At 45.6% G+C, this 20,697-nt stretch carries 17 protein-coding genes; 2 read left to right on the top strand and 15 right to left on the bottom strand.

The features are described from left to right. Positions 1-21: 21 nt before the first annotated feature. The 8 genes from polA to F0220_RS09760 all read right to left on the bottom strand — a co-directional run bounded on the left by polA (position 22) and on the right by F0220_RS09760 (position 10,132). A complete protein-coding gene (polA, locus tag F0220_RS09795) occupies positions 22-2,676 on the bottom strand; it encodes a DNA polymerase I (protein ID WP_105598066.1) in 2,655 nt (884 codons plus the stop codon). A gap of 234 nt (positions 2,677-2,910) precedes the next feature. Beyond that, on the bottom strand, positions 2,911-3,570 hold the full coding sequence (phoU, locus tag F0220_RS09790; protein WP_017689478.1) for a phosphate signaling complex protein PhoU: 660 nt from the start codon (positions 3,568-3,570) through the stop codon (positions 2,911-2,913). A 63-nt stretch (positions 3,571-3,633) separates the two neighbouring features. Beyond that, positions 3,634-4,389: a phosphate ABC transporter ATP-binding protein PstB gene (pstB, locus tag F0220_RS09785; protein ID WP_076209092.1), complete on the bottom strand. Its 756-nt coding sequence runs from the start codon at positions 4,387-4,389 to the stop codon at positions 3,634-3,636. 227 nt (positions 4,390-4,616) lie between these two features. Further along, positions 4,617-5,798, bottom strand: coding sequence for a methyl-accepting chemotaxis protein (locus tag F0220_RS09780; RefSeq protein ID WP_105598065.1), 1,182 nt, complete (start codon positions 5,796-5,798; stop codon positions 4,617-4,619). A gap of 152 nt (positions 5,799-5,950) precedes the next feature. Further along, positions 5,951-6,679: a response regulator transcription factor gene (locus F0220_RS09775; RefSeq protein ID WP_105598064.1), complete on the bottom strand. Its 729-nt coding sequence runs from the start codon at positions 6,677-6,679 to the stop codon at positions 5,951-5,953. Between the two features lie 116 nt (positions 6,680-6,795). Further along, positions 6,796-8,616, bottom strand: coding sequence for a two-component system histidine kinase PnpS (gene pnpS, locus F0220_RS09770; RefSeq protein ID WP_091014573.1), 1,821 nt, complete (start codon positions 8,614-8,616; stop codon positions 6,796-6,798). Positions 8,617-8,659: 43 nt separating this feature from the next. Beyond that, a complete protein-coding gene (locus F0220_RS09765) occupies positions 8,660-9,007 on the bottom strand; it encodes a cupin domain-containing protein (RefSeq protein ID WP_105598062.1) in 348 nt (115 codons plus the stop codon). Between the two features lie 252 nt (positions 9,008-9,259). Further along, positions 9,260-10,132, bottom strand: coding sequence for an SDR family oxidoreductase (locus F0220_RS09760; protein WP_105598061.1), 873 nt, complete (start codon positions 10,130-10,132; stop codon positions 9,260-9,262). Between the two features lie 406 nt (positions 10,133-10,538). Here F0220_RS09760 and F0220_RS09755 point away from each other — a divergent pair, with 406 nt between their 5' ends. Continuing rightward, a complete protein-coding gene (locus tag F0220_RS09755) occupies positions 10,539-12,098 on the top strand; it encodes a histidine kinase N-terminal 7TM domain-containing diguanylate cyclase (protein WP_105598060.1) in 1,560 nt (519 codons plus the stop codon). Positions 12,099-12,366: 268 nt separating this feature from the next. Here the strand turns inward: F0220_RS09755 and F0220_RS09750 are convergent, their stop codons facing one another. From F0220_RS09750 to citZ, 4 genes are all read right to left on the bottom strand, one after another. Then, positions 12,367-12,792: a hypothetical protein gene (locus tag F0220_RS09750; RefSeq protein WP_017689485.1), complete on the bottom strand. Its 426-nt coding sequence runs from the start codon at positions 12,790-12,792 to the stop codon at positions 12,367-12,369. 135 nt (positions 12,793-12,927) lie between these two features. Continuing rightward, positions 12,928-13,869, bottom strand: a complete 942-nt coding sequence (gene mdh / locus F0220_RS09745) for a malate dehydrogenase (RefSeq protein ID WP_036609827.1) — start codon at positions 13,867-13,869, stop codon at positions 12,928-12,930. Between the two features lie 15 nt (positions 13,870-13,884). Next, positions 13,885-15,177 carry an NADP-dependent isocitrate dehydrogenase gene (gene icd, locus F0220_RS09740; RefSeq protein WP_036609828.1) on the bottom strand — a complete coding sequence of 431 codons (1,293 nt, stop codon included), beginning with the start codon at positions 15,175-15,177 and terminating at the stop codon, positions 13,885-13,887. A 147-nt stretch (positions 15,178-15,324) separates the two neighbouring features. Beyond that, positions 15,325-16,437, bottom strand: coding sequence for a citrate synthase (gene citZ / locus F0220_RS09735; RefSeq protein ID WP_017689488.1), 1,113 nt, complete (start codon positions 16,435-16,437; stop codon positions 15,325-15,327). A 530-nt stretch (positions 16,438-16,967) separates the two neighbouring features. Here citZ and ytvI point away from each other — a divergent pair. After that, entirely contained in the window at positions 16,968-18,086 is a 1,119-nt protein-coding gene (gene ytvI, locus F0220_RS09730) for a sporulation integral membrane protein YtvI (protein ID WP_105598059.1), read from the top strand. A gap of 101 nt (positions 18,087-18,187) precedes the next feature. Here the strand turns inward: ytvI and F0220_RS09725 are convergent, their stop codons facing one another. The 3 genes from F0220_RS09725 to pyk form a co-directional block, all read right to left on the bottom strand. Beyond that, positions 18,188-18,586: an FxsA family protein gene (locus F0220_RS09725; RefSeq protein WP_091014578.1), complete on the bottom strand. Its 399-nt coding sequence runs from the start codon at positions 18,584-18,586 to the stop codon at positions 18,188-18,190. A 7-nt stretch (positions 18,587-18,593) separates the two neighbouring features. Then, the gene (locus tag F0220_RS09720) at positions 18,594-19,130 is read right to left on the bottom strand and encodes an acyl-CoA thioesterase (protein WP_105598058.1); all 537 of its coding nucleotides are present in this window, start codon (positions 19,128-19,130) and stop codon (positions 18,594-18,596) included. A 101-nt stretch (positions 19,131-19,231) separates the two neighbouring features. Beyond that, complete coding sequence (gene pyk / locus F0220_RS09715; RefSeq protein ID WP_017689492.1) at positions 19,232-20,659, bottom strand: pyruvate kinase; 1,428 nt, start codon at positions 20,657-20,659, stop codon at positions 19,232-19,234. Positions 20,660-20,697 lie beyond the last annotated feature (38 nt).

Genomic DNA, 20,697 nt, shown 5'->3' with positions numbered 1-20,697 from the left:
AAAAACCGCGCGGCGCTTGATTTATTTCGCTTCGTACCAGTTATCACCGAAGCTGACTTCTGCTTTCAGCGGAACCGACAGTTCCAATGCTTTTTCCATAACAGAAGGCACTAACTCTTTCATCAGTTCCAATTCATCCGCAGGCACTTCGAATACAAGTTCATCGTGCACCTGAAGCAACATACGACTCTTCAACTCGCGTTCCCGCAGCGCTTCATCCATCTGTACCATGGCCAGCTTGATGATATCTGCCGCTGTTCCCTGAATCGGTGTATTCATCGCCGTACGCTCTGCGAAGGAACGCAGATTGAAGTTACTGGCATTAATCTCTGGCAGGTAACGACGTCGTTCCAACAACGTTTTAACGTAACCATCCTGACGAGCTTCCTTCACAATGTCATCCATATATCGGCGGACACCCTGGAACACTTCAAAATACTGATCAATAAACTGGGCAGCCTCTTTACGTGTAATATGCAGGTTCTGTGACAAGCCATAATCACTTATTCCATACACGATACCAAAGTTAACTGCCTTGGCGGAACGACGCATATCCCCATCCACATCTTCAGGCTTCACACCGAATACATCCGAAGCGGTCTTTGTATGAATATCCATATCGTTGACAAATGCTTCCTTCAAGCGCTCATCATCCGAAATATGTGCCAGTACACGCAGTTCAATCTGGGAATAGTCTGCCGCCAAAATGGACCATCCGGGTTCGGAAGGAACAAATACCTTCCGGATTTTGCGACCTTCTTCCATCCGAATCGGAATGTTCTGCAAGTTCGGGAATTGACTGCTAAGTCGTCCCGTTGCAGCAATGGTCTGACGATAATACGTATGCACCTTGCCATCCCGATCGGATATCTCTTTGAGTAATCCTTCCACATAAGTGGATTGCAACTTGGCAAGCTGACGATATTGCAGAATATGCTTAACCACATCATTATAAGGAGCCAATTTTTCCAATACTTCAGCATCTGTGGAATAACCCGTTTTTGTTTTTTTCACCACTGGCAATCCTAGTCTATCAAATAAAATCTCACCCAGTTGCTTCGGTGAATTCAGATTGAATTCTGTCCCTGACAACTTGTAGATTTCAGCCATGAGTCTGCTGATATGCTCTTCAAATTCACTTCCCAGCGCCTGCAGATCGGCTGTGTTAGCCTTAATCCCCTGCTTCTCCATATCTGCCAGAATACGCGACAACGGCATCTCCAGCTCGTGGAAAAGTGAGTTCATCTCATCGCCCTCCAGCGCCTGTTCCTGAAGCGGAATAATCGCTGCCACGGCAGCAGCTTTCCGGCAGAGGAAATCGCCCAGCACAGCTGCTTCGGGTACCTTGTACTTGGCCCCTTTGCCCATAACCGTGTCATCCTCCACAAGTGACGGCAGACCATACTTGGTCGTGAGTCCACTAATCGTCTGGTTGGATTCCGTTGGATCAAGCAAATACGCAGCCAGTTGTACATCAAATGACGCACCAGCGAATTCAATGCCATGCGCATGCAGGGCTAGGTCAACACGATGAAGATCATACCCGCGCTTTGGCTGGTCTGAATTACCAAGCCATGCCCGCACCGGAGCCGCTGCCTCGGAATGAAGCAATTCGGGAGATAAGAACGTATATGTTCCAGCAGAACCTACAGCTAGTCCAATCAGTTTCGCCTGATGCGGGTTATCACCGTGTGTCTCCACATGGAGGACATCAATGGAATCGAGGGAACTGAACAGCTCGCTTATGTTGTCCTCTGTTGCTATGGAAGACTCCACCTCGGCAGCAGGGACCGCTTCCTGTTCAGAACCAATGCTGCCACTGAACGACAGGCGTTCGAGCAAGGATTTGAATTCCAGCTTCGCCAATGCAGGGCCAGCATGTTCTTCTTTTAAACCAGCAAATTGCATATCCTCCCACGTCTGCTCCAGCGGAACTTCCCGGTGAATCGTCGCGAGTTGTTTGCTCATCCGAGCATCTTCGGCATGGGCCTCGATCTTTTCTTTCATCTTGCCTTTCAGCTCACTTGTACCGTTCAGCACATCCTCTACCGATCCGAACTGGTGCAGCAGCTTCAACGCTGTTTTCTCTCCGACCCCGGGAATACCCGGAATATTATCGGACGCATCGCCCATCAGGCCCTTGAGATCAATGATTTGCAGCGGCGTCAGACCATAACGCTCCTTAATCTGAGCAGGATCATACAGCTCAATATCGGTTACCCCTTTGCGCGTCAGCCCGATATGTACATGTTCGGAGGCGAGCTGCAACATATCTTTGTCACCCGATACAACGAGCACCTGTCTGCCCGCTTCATCTGCGCGTTTGGTTAACGTTCCGATGATGTCATCCGCTTCGAATCCAGCCAGCTCAAACTGAGCGATGCCAAGTCCTTTCAGCAGTTCTTTGAGCAAAGGGAATTGCTCTGACAACTCTGGTGGTGTTTTCTCCCGTCCACCCTTGTATTCCTGATACCCTTCGTGGCGGAACGTGATTTTGCCTGCATCAAATGCAACCATAACATGGGTAGGCTTATGCTCTTCAAGCAATCTCAGCAGCATCGTGGTGAAGCCATATACCGCATTGGTATGCAGACCTTTCGAGTTGGTCAGAGGCGGCATTGCAAAAAACGCCCTGTAAATAATGCTATTTCCATCTATGAGAATAAACTTGTCCATTCCAGCACCTCGCGTATTATATGGTCAACCTCTTCAATTTACATCTACTCTCATGATACCATACCCACCTGTCACATCAAAAAGAATAGCCTCTTTCACTTCACATTTAATCGCAAAAAAGAACCTTCTCCACAGACAGCTGTACACAGTCTACCTGAGAGAAAGTTCTTTTCCATTCATATGATTGCATTACTTAATCAGCACTGATTCCCCAATTCCAAAGTAATGCTCTTCCTATTGATTCAGATCCGGACGTTTACCTGTCACCAGGTACACCGTGCTCTCACCAATATTGGTTGCATGATCGCCAATACGTTCAATGTAACGTCCAACCATCATCAGCAGCATAGCCTGTGAAGCCTGATTAGGATGCTCTGTCATTAACGTGTAGAGATCACTGATCATGTGGCTGTACAGTTGATCGACCTGATCGTCTGTCTGAGCCATTTTATAGGCCAGATCTGTGTTTTCTTTCAGGAAAGATTCAATGGATTCATCAATCATGGATTTCACGATTTCTGCCATTTGCGGGATATCCACCAGAGGTTTAATCAGCTTCTGTCCATCCATCCGGAGTGTCACCTTCGCCACATCGAGCGCAAGATCTCCCATACGCTCCAGATCACTGGAGATTTTGAATGCCACGATAATACGTCTGAGATCCTTCGCCACCGGCTGTTGTGTGATGATCAGTTTGGAGCCAAGTTCCATAATTTTGTCTTCAAGGGCATTCAGATTCGCATCATTCTTGATGATGACCTGAGCTTTCTCCGCGTTCATCGTTTGTAAACTCTCAATAGCACCATCCAATGCTGCTCCTACATGTTCACCCATTTGTTTGAGCAAGGTACGCAGCTCTTCAAGCTCCTGATCAAATTCTTTTCTGCGAATCATAGATTTCATGTCCTCCTTATCCATCATCTCCGGGTATGCCGGGATCATTCCAATTCAGCTCGCTTAACCGAACCTTCCAGATATATAATCCTCGGTCCGGGAATCTTGCGGTGTGGAGAATAACGTCTCCGTATCAGCTGCCTCCACCACTTCACCATTCAGGAAAAATACCGTGCGTCCAGATACCCGTGCCGCCTGGTGCATATTGTGGGTAACCATAACGATCGTGTACTTGTGATGCAATTCCTTCACCAGCTCCTCAATCTTCAATGTGGAGATCGGGTCGAGTGCAGACGTTGCTTCATCCATCAGCAGAACGTCAGGCTGTACAGCCAGCGCCCGCGCAATACAGAGACGCTGTTGTTGTCCGCCAGACAAACTAAGTGCCGACTTTTTCAAAACATCCTTCACTTCATCCCATAGGGCAGCATGGACAAGACTTTGTTCCACCAACTGATCCAGTTCAGCCTTTTGGGTTACCCCGTGCAAGCGCGGTCCATAAGCGACGTTATCGTATATGGATTTTGGAAAAGGGTTCGGTTGTTGGAACACCATGCCAACTCGTTTACGCAGTGTCTCCACTTCAATCTCGTTACTGTAGATATCGGAGCCACTCAGCATAACCTGTCCTTCCACACGAACACCCGGAATCATGTCATTCATCCGGTTTAACGTGCGAAGCAATGTCGATTTACCACAACCTGACGGCCCGATGAACGCAGTAACGGTTTTTTCCGGCAGATCCATCGATATATTTTTAAGCGCGTGATGCGTATCATAATATAAATTAAGATTTTCAATGTGAATGAGGTCCTTCATGGATGTTCACTTCTCCTTCGCTGCAGGGACACGGAAACTCCCTTTACGTTGAGACCGATACTGATAATCATTCATCGCTGCTCGGCCATCTATAATATCCTACCCTTTCATTGTAAAAACAGTATCACTTTCATGTTAACGGAATGTAAAAAAGACATCCTTAACCTTCATGATCTGCTTGATGGATCAATCTGATTCCTGATGTCTGCCTTATTGACTACTTTATATTACTCACTATTTGAAACCATCTCATCCAGCTTCGTACGAATGTGCTCTGCAACTTCTCCAGCTTTCCCGCCTTCCATGGCGATCTCCTCTGCTATACGAGACAAATCTCTCACCGCACTGTTCAGTTGTCGGAACGTTGCTCCCCCTGCGGTGACATGCACCGAACTGTCGTCAATCTCCGCTCCGCTTGCCTTAACCAGTTCAACAGTCTGAAGGGTCAATCCACCAATATTCTCTAACAATGAAGACATGTTCCCCGCAACCTCACGGGTCTGTTTTGCGAGCGCTCGAATCTCACCTGCAACAATCTGAAAACCTCGTCCATATTCACCAGCATGAGCTGCTTCGATGGAAGCATTCAGGGCGAGGAGACCACTTTGATCTGCCAGGGAGCGAATGGATTGTGCCATGCCTGAGCCTGTTTTGATCGAATTCAGCATGTGATCCGCATGTTGACCTTGACTCTCCATATGCTGATGTACCCGGTTATAGGAAGCATCAACGTGTTTCAAACTCTCTTCGCCCTGCTTGGACAATGCCATGATCTCACGGGCCTCATGAACGGTCTGATTCGCTGCATTCACCAGCTTGGTGACCGCATCGTTGATTCTGGATATCTCCTGTCTACTCTCGGTTACTGTACGTATGCGCTCTTCCGTAACAGCCTGTTGCAATCTGCGAGATAGCGACATTACGTCACGCATCGTCAGCACACCAAGCAGTCTGCCTTGGTCCGTAACCAGCAGACAATCGTAGAAATGCTGTTCATCCCGTCCAAGTGCAATATCAATAATTGTTGAGGCTTCCATTTGAATATCTGCAATAACGGGAGATGTATTCACTACTTGTTTGACCGGCTTACGGTAGAATAGATCTGCGGCAAAACGGCCATTTAACATCCGATATAACGTCTCTCGCATTAACAATCCAGTAGGTTTCATCTGCTCATCACACAGCACAATACATGGGTGTTCCTGATCCTGATTCATCATCGCGGCAGCTTCTCCACAGGTGGTATGGACTCCGGCGACAGGTACCTGACGATAATAGTCATGCAAATGGATTACAGGTTCTTCAGCAACCACCTTTACTTCACAAGGCTGCTGTTCGGGTGTCGCTATATCTTCATTATGTAAAACAACATGAGGGTGGTCAGGTTTCACTTCGAGCAACATGGGCATAAATGCGCAATCTCCTTTACGTAATACCTCCGTCTTGAGGTGGATTATGTAGGTATAAAGTATCACTCAGATAAGTCCATGCTACTCCCTCTACGTAAAGAAAAATCTTCCTTTATGTTAAATGAACGTAAAATAAAACTCCCCGATCATTGCTAACTTGAATGATGGGGAGCTTTTCTTTTGACAACCAATTTATAACCTACACCACGAATGGAATCAATATGAACCGATTCCGGGTCCAACTCCAGCTTTTTACGTAATGAACTGACGTGAACATCCACGGTTCGTTGACCTCCGATATAATCGAAGCCCCACACTGCGTTCATCAGATCATCCCTTGTCAGTACCACACCCGGCTTTTTAGCCAAATATAGAAGTACTTCGAACTCTTTCGGACGCAGACTGATGGATTGTCCACCCAGTGTCACTTCATATTTCAAAGGATAGATCTCCAGCTCTCCCAGAATAATTCGTGAGCCATCTTTGTCCTCAAGCTGTGGTAAATCTTCGCCATTGGAATAACGTCTTAATACCGCATCTACTCGGGCTAATAACTCAGATACACCAAATGGTTTGGTAATATAATCATCGGCACCCGATTTCAGTCCCTGTACAACCTCGGCTTCACCGTTCTTGGCCGTCAGAATGATAACCGGTGTACTTACACCTTGTATTCTTAACTTGTTCAGAATGTCCAGACCATTCATGCCCGGAAGCATCAGATCCAGCAAAATGAGATCAAATTCCTGGGACAAGGCCCGATCATATCCTGCAGATCCGTGATCCTCTGCCGTAACGTCGTAACCTTCCTGTGTCAGGTTATACGTGAGTAATCTTGATAATGTAGGTTCATCTTCAATAACTAGTAAACGCTGTGCCATGATACCCCTTCTCTCTTCATAGGTTGTCTGTTGCCACAACACTTTTTCTATCATAGCACTAATTTGTTAACGCGGTGTAAAACAATACAACCTTTTTACATTTTGATACCAGACGCCTACATCTCTTCTTCCTGAATGAATGGAAGGATCACACGGAACGTTGTCCCCATGCCCAGCTCACTCTCTACAGACAATTTGCCATGATGCAGTTCCACCAGATGTTTAACGATGGAAAGTCCAAGACCTGTGCCCCCTGAATTACGGGATCTGCCTTTGTCAACACGATAGAACCGTTCGAAGATTCGCGGCAAATCTTTTTTCGGTATGCCAATTCCGGTATCCGACACCGCAAAGACAACTTCATCATCGTTATCCATTGTCACCTGTAGCTTCACTCGTCCACCATCGGGGGTATAATTGATTCCGTTGGATAACAGATTGATGAAAATCTGCTTCATCTTGTCCTCATCCGCTTCAATGTACAGTTCCTCCGGAACATGCATTTCCAGACGAATCTGCTTTTTCTCCGCCACCTTGGACAAGGTGCCCAGCACCATTTCGAAGAAAGAGTGTACATGAACAGGTGAACATTGCAGCGGTGCGCGTTTCGATTCAATTTTGGATAACTCCAGAATATCCCCAATTAATCGGTTAAGTCGATCTCCTTCATCATAGATGATTTTCAGGAATGAACGCTCCGTTTCCTTATCCTGTACCCCGCCACTGAGCAACGTTTCGGCAAAGCCCTTGACCGCAGCAACAGGTGTCTTGAGCTCATGTGAGACATTCGCGACAAACTCACTGCGCATCGACTCCAATCGGCGAATCGCCGTCACGTCCTGCAACAGGAACAACATGCCTCGATAACTACCATCATCTTCGGACATCGGTACGCCATCAATACGGATCAGTTTTTCCTCCGGGTTGAACACACTCACTTCTTCATGCATCCGTTCTTTCAATGCAACACTCTCTTCAATGGTACGTGTTAATTCGTAGTGTCTCTTCAATTCAGTATAAGGCTTACTCGTAACCTTTCCTGCCTGAATACCAAGCATACGCTCCGCTTCCCGATTAACCAATGCAATGGACTGCCCTGCATCGATCATGACAATGCCTCCAGTCATGTTAGCAAGGACACTCTGTAGCAACGCTTCATTGTCACGAATCGTCTTCAGCTGGGACTGCAAGCTGTCTGCCATTCCGTTGATCGCAAGCCCCAACTGTCCGATCTCATCTCTACGCGTCACATCAACTCTCGCATCGTATTCCAGCTTGGTGATCCGATGAGCCACTTTTGTAATGTGCTCAATGGGGGAGGTTAGTCCGCGTGCAACCCGATAACTGACAAACGCGACAATTAAGAACAGTAGTCCAAGTGCAGCAAACATAATCATCCAACCACGCTGGAGGCCCTGATCAACCGCATGCAGACTCATTGAAAGGCGGATGTAGCCATCAAATTTTCCGCTGGGCATTTCAATCATGTCACTTTGATCCGAATTCACAGGTAGCGCTACATACAGCATGTCTTGTCCCAATGTCTCACTGTAACGTATGGATTGCCCGTATCCATCTCCGACGGCACCCTTAATCTCCTCACGGTTCAAGTGATTATCCATCGATGCCGGATCACTCTCGGAATCTCCAATGACCATGCCGTCTTTATTGATGAAGGTTACACGGGAATCCGTCAGTCGATCCAGTTCCAGCGCTCGATCTGAATAATACTTTCGCGTGGCTTCCGAGGTTGGATCACTTGCATCATGGAATGGAAAAGTGGCTTTGAGCAGATTAATCTCGCGTACCATGGTTTGCTCCAATGCGGTTATATGCGTAGTTTTAAACACTCTGCCCATCGTATATCCAGCTACAATGACGGATACACCGATCAGCACCATCATAATGATGGCAAGGCGAATTCGAAACGGTCTCATCTATCTCTTCCTTTATAATCAGATTAACATCTTATGTCTTGCCCTACCTTGAATCCAGTTCAATTCGGTCCCCACGGGTGCCTGGATTGGAAATAACGAGAAACTCCACTTCTTCGTTGCTGCGATTCATCATTTGATGCGGCATTCCGGGGGCAATCTCTATTCCTTCATGGTTTTCCAGCACGAACATTTCACCATTAAGTTCCATACATGCTTCACCGCTGAGGATGAAAAAAAACTGACGGCTTACCGAATGGTAATGTCGTGTTTCAGCCGTTCCTGCAGGCATTCGCTCATGAATGATGCTCAATTTATCGTTTTGAACAAGGTGCCAGCCATCGCACTGTGCACCCCATATATAATGCGCTGCATTCTGTTTGCTCATTTTCATATGACTTATCCCTCCGAGTATAATTGCTCGATCTATCATATCACAGATTAGGGAGATTCCAGTCAGCAAGGCTATTCGTACAATATCATATATGTATCAACGCAGATGCAGACTTTTGTAAACAGCTGCTAACCGCATCTTAAACTTGCACATTCCCCTGATATAAAAAAGACGCACCGCTCAGCCTTGCTGAATGCGATACGTCTCTCTATATATTCAATCCTATACGAATTCCGAAAGCATCTTAAAGAATTACCCGTTTACCACTTCACCGCCGTTCACATGCATTACCTGTCCGCTCACATACGAGGAATCATCTGAAGCAAGATATACATAGGCTGGAGCCAGTTCATCCGGTTGTCCCGGTCGCTTCATCGGTTGCGTTGCACCGAACTCGCTTACCTTTTTCTCATCAAAGGTGGATGGAATGAGCGGTGTCCAGATCGGACCTGGTGCCACGGCATTCACACGGATCCCCTTCTCAATCACATTCATCGACAGAGAACGTGTGAACGAAGTGATAGCTCCTTTGGTAGAGGAATAATCAAGCAGGGTCGGGCTCCCGCGATAGGCTGTGATGGATGTCGTGTTAATAATCGTACTGCCCTTCTTCAGATGTGGCAGGGCTGCCTGCGTCACATAGAACATACCGAAGATATTAGTACGGAATGTTCGCTCCAGTTGTTCTGGCGTAATATCCTCCAGATTCTGTTGTGGGTGCTGTTCTGCAGCGTTATTCACGACAATGTCCAGTTTGCCCAGTTCATCCACTGTCTGCTGAACCGTCTTCTTCGCAAAGGCATCATCACCAATATCTCCGGCTATCAAGATGCACTTGCGTCCTTCCTGTTCGACCTGACGCTTCGTTTCCTTGGCATCTTCGTGCTCGTTCAGATATACAATGGCGATATCCGCGCCTTCCTTGGCATACGTAACAGCAACAGCACGTCCGATCCCACTGTCCCCCCCTGTAATGAGCGCTACCTTACCCGTCAGTTTACCTGCTGCCTTGTATTCAGGCTTTTCAAACTCCGGTCTGGGATGCATCTCCGATTCAATTCCGGGGCGTTGATCCTGGTGCTGTGCTGGCATTGTTTTTTGATTTTGTTGTGTATTGGTTGACATCTAACATTCTCCTCTCAAAATGTGAACATATTTGGATTACAGAAGACATGGACTTCAACTGTGTCGTTCCTTGTCTTTCGTTCTCTGAAAAAGTCTCATTCTGTAGGATGGCATGAACAGTTCAGATTATTCTTCTGCGATGAACAGCAACTTAAGCCTCAGTGTGCTGTCTCTATCAGCGTCCTACCTTCTATTCGTTATTTACCACTCTCTTTGGATATCAAACAACCGATTTTCTTCAATGCCTGTTTTGCCAAAATTCGAAATTTATTCGAAATTAGACTGTTTCATGATACAAAGTGTATTCCTAAGCTGCTTGGGCTGATGTACAATGTACAGTATACTGATGTGTTTTAACTCTCATTTTTATTGGTTTGATCATTCTACCTAACATGGAGACCTGACAATGGAATCGCATATTAATTCATATATAACACTCGTAGCCACTTCAGCCGTGCTGAATGTCTTTTTGTGTTTATATACCTATTTCAGAAGATCCGAAATCCCCAGCTCCAAAATATTCATTCTCTACACAGCAGCACTCTCCATTTACACTTTTGGTTATGCGATTGAGCTGGCCAGTAACACACTGGAGCAAATGAAGTTCTGGACTACCGTGGAGTATATAGGCATGCCTTTCTCCGCATCCCTTGGTCTCATGTTGATGATAAAGTACACAGGAAAAACGTTATCCAAAAAGGTAACTGCCGCATTGTTTGTAATCCCTTCCATTACTTTAGTTATGGTTGCAACCAATGACTATCATCATCTTTTCTATAAAAAAGTATGGCTGAGAGTAGATAGTCCAGTTCCTCTGATGGATATTGCAGTAGGTCAATGGTATGTTGTACACGGTGCATTCACGTTCTCCTGTCTGTTATGTGCCTGCCTCATTCTGATTGCACAATGGAAACACACCAAGAAAATGTACCGTCGTCAATTGCTGACTCTGATTACTTCACAGATTATTCCTATGGTCGCAGCTTTTCTGTATTTGCTTGGTTTGACTCCTGGCGGGATGGACCCCGTACCCGTACTCATGTGTATTACCTCTGCCATGTATATTTGGGCCATTCTATCCTCTCGTCTCCTGACCATCGTACCCATCGCCAAAGACAGTATTTTCGAGAGCATGCGTGAAGGGGTTATTGTACTGGATAGTTCCAATCGACTCGTTGATTACAATAGATCTCTGCGTGACATGTTGCCAGAGCTTAATACAACCATGGTTGGCCAACTCTTGGATGATATATGGCTTAATCTTGCTGGAGAGACGTTCCCAGTTGATTATCACAAAGAAGGATTGCAAACCGATCTGTACTGGCAGTTAAATGGAGAAACCGTCTGTTATCAGGTCAGGACATCTTACGTGTATAACAAGGATGCACAGATTGTAGGTAGTCTGATTATGCTCATTGATATAACGGAACAACGCTTCTTGCAAGAACAACTCAAACAACTGGCTTATTTTGATGGTCTGACCAAAATCTATAATCGCACTCAATTTTTGCATAAGGGGCGGAAAATGTTGAGCGAAGCTCAACTTAATCTGCAACCTGTTTCATTTATTTTATTTGATATTGATTACTTTAAACGCATCAACGATACGTACGGGCATGATGTTGGCGATCAGGCCCTCATTCATGTAGTCTCCGTATGTAATCGTTTTTTGCGACCTGAGATGTTGTTCGCTCGTTATGGAGGAGAAGAGTTTGTCATCGCTCTTCCGAATACCTCGCTTCAAGAAGCCGAGAATCTTGCCGAGCGACTGAGAGTTGCCTTATTGAATGACCCCCTGGATGTTAAGGGAGTGCCTATTACACTGACCTCAAGCTTTGGTATTGCCCAGTACAATGGAGGGTCAGATTCGCTGGAGTCCTTATTACGCGACGCTGATACTGCCTTGTACGAATCCAAGCGCAATGGTCGAAATGCAGTGCGTGCGTATACTGTGAGTTCAACCTAACCAATGTAGACCGTGTCTGATGGAATATGCATGCTGTTATGTATGGTAGTGATTCCTATAGTTCCAGTTCAAATAAACCGAGGACTGCTAATTTCATCATCCTGGTAATAACAAAAAAATAGACAGCCAATGAGGCTGTCTATTTTTCATTTGTTTCAATGAAACACCATCTTATATATCATCCAGCTTGTCCTAATTACGTCTGCAAACGCTTAACCAACGACTAACAATACATCTTAGTAGGGTGGATTAACCGTCCACAACGCACTTAGATCACCTGATTATTCACCATCAGGTACACCATGATTAGCAAGAATACAGCCAGAAGTGTACTGAACATACGGATCTTGCTTTGCTCAGGACCGACATCACGCTTGTTTTTCACGCCTTCTGCAGCGAGTCGCAGCGGTTTACCCATAATTCCTCCAATAGCCGCAATAGCCAAGAGCAGAACAACAACGACAGCCATCCAGACATGAGAATACTCACCTTTTGTCATCAGGTAACCACCCGTTAAAAGTTGGATTACAAGTCCATACTGCGCGACTTTGTTCAAAGAACGAAGCGATGCAAAGGCTCCCTCTTGTGCTGCAGCATTCAAGGTACGGATTTTACCGACCACAAATGGCAGAATCAAATAGAATCCCATCGCCAGTGCTCCAACAATATGGAGCAGATACATAATCATTGTCAAAATTTTCATCCTCCTCAACATTTTCGGTGTGCTATACATCACATCCCATTATACTGGGGATCTTATCCAAAGAAAAGAAAACCTCCGGGTTTACCGGAGGTTTTCTTTTACCTTCTGTTCAAAAAGTTTTCAAACTTACAGGTTTACTACCGAAATGACGTTGCGAACCGAATCAGCCGATTTGTCCAATCCTGCTTTTTCTTCCGCAGTCAGGTCAAGTTCGAATATTTTCTCAATGCCGTTACCACCCAGAATGGTTGGTACACCGAGGAACAGATCATTGTAGCCATATTCACCTTCAAGATAAGCGATCACTGGAATGATACGTTTCTTGTCTTTCAAAATCGCTTCCGTCATCTGAACAAGTGAAGCTGCCGGTGCGTAATATGCACTGCCGTTACCAAGCAGATTCACAATCTCACCACCGCCTACACGTGTGCGTTGAACAATGGACTCAATGCGGTCTGCAGGAATCAGTGTGTCAATCGGAATACCACCTACGCTCGAATAACGAACGAGTGGCACCATGTCGTCTCCGTGACCACCAAGAACGAATCCACGAACATCTTCAACAGATACGTTCAACTCTTGCGCAATGAAAGTACAATAACGTGCTGTATCCAGAACACCTGACTGACCAATAACACGGTTTTTAGGAAAACCAAGGGTCTGATAAGCTGCATAAGTCATCGCATCCACCGGGTTGCTTAGAATAATGACGATGGAATCAGGGCAATATTTTTTCACATTTTCACAAACGGACTTCACGATACCCGCATTCGTATTGACCAGATCGTCGCGGCTCATACCCGGTTTACGGGCGATACCAGCGGTGATGATTACAATCTCAGAACCTGCAGTATCTTCGTAGTTGGAAGTACCGACGATATGACTGTCAAATCCTTGAACAGGACTTGCTTCCATCATATCGAGTGCTTTCCCCTTCGTCGGGTTCTCCAGTTGAGGAATATCAACCAGCACAACATCCCCGAGTTCTTTTTGGGCAAGCATTAATGCGGTCGTAGCACCGGTAAAACCGGCGCCGACTACTGTGATTTTTTTGCGCTGAATAGTCAAGATTCACATCTCCCCTTACAGGTTTTTAATGATTTGATCCGCGAATTCAGAACATTTCACTTCAGTAGCGCCGTCCATCAGACGTGCAAAGTCATACGTTACTGTTTTATTGTTAATGGATGTTTCCATACCTTTGTAGATCAGGTTAGCTGCTTCTTGCCATCCCAAGTGCTCAAGCAACATTACTCCGGACAGAATAACGGAACCAGGGTTCACGACATCTTTGTCAGCGTATTTAGGTGCAGTACCGTGAGTTGCTTCGAAGATAGCATGTCCTGTTACGTAGTTGATGTTCGCTCCAGGAGCGATACCAATTCCGCCAACTTGCGCTGCAAGTGCATCGGACAGATAGTCACCGTTCAGGTTCAATGTTGCGATAACATCAAATTCGCCTGGACGAGTCAATACTTGTTGCAGAGCGATATCGGCAATCGCATCTTTTACGATGATTTTACCAGCATCTTCAGCAGCTTTTTGTGCTGCATTCGCTGCATCTGTACCTTCGTTTTCTTTGATGATGTCGTATTGTGCCCATGTGAATACTTTGTCAGCGAACTCTTCTTCAGCCACTTCATATCCCCAGTTTTTGAAGGCACCTTCTGTGAATTTCATGATATTACCTTTGTGTACCAATGTAACCGTCTTACGGTTATGGTCAATTGCGTACTGCACTGCTGCACGTACCAGACGTTTCGAACCTTCGGAAGAAACTGGTTTGATACCAATACCGGAAGTCTCAGGGAAACGGATTTTGTTAGCACCCATCTCCTGTTGCAGGAACTGGATCACTTTTTTCACTTCTTCAGAACCTTCAGCATACTCGATTCCTGCATAGATATCTTCCGTATTCTCACGGAAAATGACCATGTCTACCAACTCAGGACGTTTAACCGGAGAAGGTACACCGTCGAAATAACGAACAGGACGCAAGCATGTGTACAGGTCAAGCTCTTGACGCAGGGCCACGTTCAGGGAACGAATACCGCCACCGATTGGCGTAGTCAATGGTCCTTTGATCGCTACGATATACTCACGAATGGCTTCCAGTGTATCATTCGGCAACCACTCACCGTATGTATCGAATGCTTTTTGTCCAGCAAACACTTCATACCATGCGATTTTTTTGTTGCCATCATAAGCTTTTTCAACAGCTGCATCCAATACACGTTTGGAAGCTTTCCAGATATCACGGCCTGTACCGTCACCTTCGATAAATGGAATGATTGGATTACTAGGTACTTGAAGAGTACCGTTATCAATTTGGATTTTTTCGCCTTCAGTTGGGTGAGCAAATTTTTCTAATTTCATAGTTAAAATTCCTCCTAGGTTTCGTATATGCAGTATTCATCATACCACTAGTCTTGTTGAGAGAAGGGTCCTGAGAGCTCAAGCCAATAACGCCTCTGCTTTCCAACCCTTCACCTCGTCTATATTATTATACTGTTTTTGCGGCTATTAGCGAAGTTCAATAGAAACGTATTTCTGTTCTGTAGGCCCAGTGTACTCCGCACGTGGACGAATAATACGATTGTCCGCAAGCTGTTCCAAAATATGAGCAGTCCATCCAGAAACCCGGCTGATCGCAAAGATCGGAGTGAACAATTCCTGTTCGATCTCCAGTTGGGTATATACAGAAGCAGAATAGAAGTCTACGTTAGGCTTCAGTCCTTTTTGTCCTGTTACCAGTTCCTCGATCTTCACAGACATATCATACAAACGCGTATCATTGTTCATCTCGCCAAGTTCCTTGGACATCTTCTGTAGATGTTTGGCGCGTGGATCACCGTTTTTGTACACCCGATGTCCAAAGCCCATGATTTTTTCACGATTATTCAGTTTTTCCTGAATTGCCGCTTCAAGACGATCAGGCGTACCGATCTCATTCAACATTTTCATAACGGCTTCATTAGCACCGCCATGCAGTGGTCCCTTCAGTGCGCCAATGGCGGAAGTCACACCGGAATAGATATCTGACAGCGTAGCAACCGTTACACGGGCTGCAAATGTCGAAGCGTTTAACTCGTGATCCGCATGCAGGACAAGGGCTTGATCCAATGCTTTCACGGCGGTCTCGGATGGTTCTTCACCAGTCATCATATATAAAAAGTTCTCTGCGATGGAAGCGCCTTCTTTTGGAGCCACAGGTTCTTTGCCCTGACGGATACGGGCGATGGCTGCCACAATCGTTGGCAACTGTGCTTGCAACTTAACCGCTTTGTTCTCATTCGCTTCCGTTGTCATCTCATCCGCTTGCTCATCGTACAGTGCAAGTGCAGAGACAGCGGAACGAAGTGCTGCCATGGTACTGACGTTTTTCGGATACAATTGGATTTGTGCAATCAACTCGCTCGGAATCGGCGCGTAATCGCTCAGGCTTTTACGAAGGGATTTCAGTTCATCTGTTGTTGGCAATTTACCAAACCACAACAAATAGGCAACTTCTTCAAAGCTGGCATGTTCAGCCAAATCGTCGATATCGTAACCACGGTATGTAAGCACACCGTCTACAATAGAACTGATCGAAGAGGTTGTTGCAACGATGCCTTCCAGACCTTTGGTAGCTGTCATATACATCTCTCCTTTAATAAGCGAAATCAGGAACCATTCCAGAGTGTCATATAAGTGCCAAAATGCACCTATTCTCTTTTTGTAAACATTTTCATTTTAAAATTAACAAATATTTCAAACTACGGTTTTCCTATCTGTCAATCGGTATTTACTTATAACATCATACTGGATTTTGTCGTTTATGTGAACATGATGAGAGTTCATTCGCACATCAAACTTCTTTATCGGACTGATAAAGCATTTTTGAAAGCCTTTACAAAAACAAGGTTGACATTTAATGTTTTTTAACCAATCCTGTCGTATGAAGAACTTTCTATTGCTATATTCTGTAATACTAAGGCATACTCTAGGCAAAAGAAAGAATCCTCGTAGATCTTGTTCAAAAGTCCGCTTTTGAACAAGATCTGGTAACATCCCGGCGTTTCAAAACCTTGTAAATGCTCTATATTAATTAAGATAGCCATCTATTTTTAATACTGCTTCATGGATCATACATAGGTCGGCTTAATTGAACTAAGGAGAGTTGATGCTTGGATAGAATAATAATGAAACGCCTGCTCCGGGGCTTATGGGTTATCATTGCGGCCGTTCTGATCGCCGTTGCCATATACTTGCTGTTCCCGCTTTTGTACCCTTTTGCGATTGCCTGGATTATCGCATATGCCATGAACCCTTTAGTGAAACTGCTTCAGCATCGAGCACGATTCCCGCGCTGGCTGGCTGTAACTCTTTCATTGATCCTTTATTTTGGAGCCATTGCGGTGGTGCTATCTGCGGCGATTACCCGTATGGTAAAAGAAGTCATTTCACTTACGACAAGCTTTGATCTTCATATTGATGAGATCAAGGACACGTTTGTGCGCTGGACCCAGAATGACACCATTCAAAGTTTGACTGCGCAGATCAATGAATTTTACAAGGAAAATCCCAACTACCAGGAAACCATCAACAGCAATATTAGTAAAACAACTGAAACGGTGGGTACAGCCGTCACAGATCTGGTCACCGGATTTTTCAACATGATTCTGAGTCTGCTGACTTCCCTGCCTAACATGGGCGCGGTATTAATCGTTGTTCTGTTGTCTACATTCTTCATTAGCAAAAGCTGGACCAGGCACAACATCACCGTATCGGGATGGGTACCCTCTTCCATTCGCAAGCCAATATCCGACATATGGACCGACCTTAAGAAGGCATTGTTTGGATACGCAAGAGCACAATTGATCATGATCTCGATTACAGCACTATTCGTCATGATTGGACTGCTAATATTGCAAGTTAATTCAGCCTTCACCATCGCTCTGATGATTGGTTTGGTCGACTTGCTTCCTTATCTGGGTGTTGGCCTTATCATGGTGCCTTGGGCAGCGTACCTCTTTATGAATGGGGATCTGTATCTGGGTATTGGCATTAGTATTATCTATCTGATCTTACTGATCGCCCGTCAGATTATTGAACCGAAGGTACTTGCAAGCAGTGTAGGGCTCGACCCACTTGCCACGCTGGTTGGCATGTTTGTAGGTTTGAAGTTGTTTGGTGTTCTGGGCTTGATCATTGGCCCTGTCAGTCTCGTGATTCTTGATGCGTTCAATCGGGCTAACGTATTACGCGACCTCAGAACGTATATCATCAACGGACGTGTCCGATGAGGCATCATCTTATGAGCACCCAGGAAAATAGAAAAGGCTTCGTTCAACAGAAATCATCTGGTGAGCGGAGCCTTTTTCCATTATGCATAACAACTGGTGTTTCATTTCGGACGACGATAAAACGTAATTTTTCCACTTTTCATTTTTTTCTCAAGCCATCCCAGGAAGAACAGACGGTAAACCGGACGTGTTAATGGAAATATCAGTGTAAACCCGATCAGATCCGTTACAAAACCTGGAATCAAGAGCAAGAAACCACCGACAAAAATAAAAAGACCATCGACCATTTTTCTGCCAGGTACCTTGCCACGCTCCATCTCGGATTTGGCGTCCACAAGTACCTTTCGCCCTTCAAACTGCAACATTGCTATACCAATCAAGGACGTGAGAATCATGAGAAGCAATGTCTTTCCGGCTCCGAACCAGTCACTCATCAGAATAAAACCAAATAATTCAATCACCGGAATGATTAAGAGTAAAGCCCACATCCATTTTCGCATTGACGTATTACCCCTTTCCCGAAAGCCACACCTTTTCAAGCGCGCTGTATAGCTCAGAGGCTGCCTTATCCAGCCGAACTGGCTTCCAGTCTCCATTTACCCACACATGCTGGGTAGAACCTGTAACTAGCCGTTCTCCAGGGAGCGATTCATCAGTTGACCATACCCGTTCTCCAATCGCCATATGCTCATCAGGTTCTTCAGACATGCGTCTTACGTCATACTCATAATTCAGTCGCAGACCACTAAATGCAGCAATACGGGTGAAAATGATAATCTCATCATCATATCGGGCAGGCTTGTGATACTTCACATCCAGTCCGGTTACGGGAAGCAGTAACCCCTGTTCCTCTATTTTACGATATGTATACCCCATTTGGCGAATCATCTCAGTTCGACCGATTTCAAACCAATTCAAATAGTTCGCGTGGTAAACCACGCCCATCTGGTCACTTTCTTGATAGCGTACACGAAGACGTGCCGCATACCAGCTGCCATTGCTCTGTTCTCGCACGTGATCGGCCTCCTTCGCTCTAACATTCATACGTGTTACCTCGCTGCAAAGTGTCAATAAGATGGAAAAAAAGCAACGGGACAAGAACGCCCCATTGCTTCTTTCCTGTTGCTTCTCCATCCAAGACGCTATTAAGCGTTGTTTGGAATTTGGCTTACTTTAATCAGGTTGGTAGAACCGGAACGACCCAAAGGTACACCTGCTGTGATCACAACCAGGTCTCCTTCTTTAACAAGTCCGGATTTTACGCCGCCTTCAATTGCGTTTTCGAACAAAGCATCCGTTGAATCAACCAGTCTTCCTTTGACAGGAGTTACACCCCAAGCCAGAGCCAAACGACGGGAAGTTCTGTCTTCCGTTGTCACAGCGATAATCGGAGATTCTGGACGATACTTGGAAATCATGCGTGCAGTGTGTCCTGATTCAGTCGAAGTGATGATCGCTTTTGCGTTCAAATCTTGAGCTTGGAGAGCAACCGATTGGCTGATTGCTTCTGTAACTGTTGTTTGTTGAGCAACACGTTGTTTCAGGTACAACTCTTGGTAAGGCAGAGCAGATTCTGCTTTTTCAGCAATACGGGACATAGTCAGAACAGATTCAACCGGGTATTTACCCGCAGCTGTCTCACCGGACAACATGATTGCGTCCGTACCGTCGAAGATCGCATTCGCCACGTCACTTGCTTCCGCACGTGTTGGACGCGGGTTACGCTGCATGGAATCCAGCATTTGTGTTGCTGTGATAACCGGTTTACCTGCAACGTTACATTTTTGGATCATGCGTTTTTGTACCAATGGTACTTCTTCCGCAGGAATCTCAACACCCAGGTCTCCACGAGCAACCATCAGGCCGTCAGACACTTCAAGGATTTCGTCGAGGTTATCGACACCTTGTTGGTTTTCGATTTTGGAGATGATTTGGATATGTCCAGCATTGTGTTTTTCAAGCAATTCACGAATCTCAAGTACGTCACTTGCTTTACGTACAAAAGAAGCCGCGATGAAATCGACACCTTGTTCGATACCAAATACGATATCGTTAGCGTCTTTTTCGGTGATACCCGGCAGAGAAATAGCAACGCCCGGAACGTTAACACCTTTTTTGCTTTTGATCGATCCGCCGTTAACGATACGGCATTTGATCTCGGTGCCTTGCACTTCCACCACAGTCAGTCCGATCAGACCGTCGTCGATCAGAATTGTAGATCCCGGTTCAACATCATTCGGAAGATCTGTATACGTAATGGAAAGACGTTCTTTGGTGCCCAGAATTTCTTCTGTTGTCAAAGTGATGTACTCGTCTTGAACCAATTCGATTGGTTCAACTTCGAGTTTACCTGTCCGAATTTCCGGTCCTTTGGTGTCCAGCAGAATCGCTACTGTTTTGTTCAACTCTTCGCATGCTTGGCGAATCGCAATGATCCGTCCGCCGTGCTCATCGAAATCACCGTGGGAGAAGTTCAGACGGGCCACATTCATACCGGCCATAATCAATTTTTTGGTATTCTCCAGAGATTCACTGGATGGACCAATGGTACATACAATTTTTGTTTTACGCATTTTGGGTTTCCTCCGATTTTAAAGGTATTACTCTTTAT

The organism is Paenibacillus sp. 37, from assembly GCF_008386395.1.
Taxonomy (GTDB): Bacteria; Bacillota; Bacilli; order Paenibacillales; family Paenibacillaceae; genus Paenibacillus; species Paenibacillus amylolyticus_B.
This window is presented reverse-complemented; position numbering and strand designations above follow the sequence as displayed.